This window comes from Lysinibacillus composti, from assembly GCF_016908465.1.
Classification (GTDB): Bacteria; Bacillota; Bacilli; order Bacillales_A; family Planococcaceae; genus Ureibacillus; species Ureibacillus composti_A.
The window spans coordinates 1-1,499 of the sequence record NZ_JAFBDY010000052.1; the positions used below are offsets into that span (position 1 = coordinate 1).

The 1,499-nt window shown below is 50.1% G+C and carries 1 rRNA gene; it reads right to left on the bottom strand.

Annotation, left to right across the window (positions count from 1 at the left end):
* Positions 1–1,478, bottom strand: a 23S ribosomal RNA gene (locus JOD29_RS20200); the annotation flags it as partial.
* Positions 1,479–1,499: the final 21 nt, after the last annotated feature.

Here is a 1,499-nt window from a genome sequence, read left to right on the forward strand (position 1 = left end):
CCCCCCATTACTCAAACGGCGGGGAGGTGGTACAGGAATATCAACCTGTTGTCCATCGTCTACGCCTATCGGCCTCGACTTAGGTCCCGACTAACCCTGAGCGGACGAGCCTTCCTCAGGAAACCTTAGTCATACGGTGGATGGGATTCTCACCCATCTTTCGCTACTCATACCGGCATTCTCACTTCTAAGCGCTCCACCAGTCCTTCCGGTCTGACTTCAACGCACTTAGAACGCTCTCCTACCACTGACATCATAGATGTCAATCCACAGCTTCGGTGAATCGTTTAGCCCCGATACATTTTCGGCGCAGCGTCACTCGACCAGTGAGCTATTACGCACTCTTTAAATGATGGCTGCTTCTAAGCCAACATCCTGGTTGTCTAAGCAACGCCACATCCTTTTCCACTTAACGATTACTTTGGGACCTTAGCTGGTGGTCTGGGCTGTTTCCCTTTTGACTACGGATCTTATCACTCGCAGTCTGACTCCCGTGTATAAATATCTGGCATTCGGAGTTTGTCTGAATTCGGTAACCCGAGATGGGCCCCTAGTCCAAACAGTGCTCTACCTCCAGTATTCTCAATCACGAGGCTAGCCCTAAAGCTATTTCGGAGAGAACCAGCTATCTCCAAGTTCGATTGGAATTTCTCCGCTACCCACACCTCATCCCCGCACTTTTCAACGTGCGTGGGTTCGGGCCTCCAGTAAGTGTTACCTCACCTTCACCCTGGACATGGGTAGATCACCTGGTTTCGGGTCTACGACCACGTACTCATTCGCCCTATTCAGACTCGCTTTCGCTGCGGCTCCGTCTTCACAACTTAACCTTGCACGTAATCGTAACTCGCCGGTTCATTCTACAAAAGGCACGCTATCACCCATTAACGGGCTCTAACTACTTGTAGGCACATGGTTTCAGGTTCTATTTCACTCCCCTCCCGGGGTGCTTTTCACCTTTCCCTCACGGTACTGGTTCACTATCGGTCACTAGGGAGTATTTAGCCTTGGGAGATGGTCCTCCCGGATTCCGACGGAATTTCACGTGTTCCGCCGTACTCAGGATACACTCAAGAGGGAATGGACTTTTAACTACAGGGCTTTTACCTGCTATGGCGGGACTTTCCAGACCGCTTCGTCTAATCCATTCTTTTGTAACTCCGTATAGAGTGTCCTACAACCCCAAGAGGCAAGCCTCTTGGTTTGGGCTCTTCCCGTTTCGCTCGCCGCTACTTAGGGAATCGAATAATTTCTTTCTCTTCCTCCAGGTACTTAGATGTTTCAGTTCCCTGGGTATGCCATCAAGACGCTATGTATTCACGTCAAGATACTGCTCCATTACGAACAGTGGGTTCCCCCATTCGGAAATCTCCGGATCAAAGCTCACTTACAGCTCCCCGAAGCATATCGGTGTTAGTGCCGTCCTTCATCGGCTCCTAGTGCCAAGGCATTCACCATGCGCCCTTAATAACTTAACCTAAAAAAGTTAGTTACTGCTT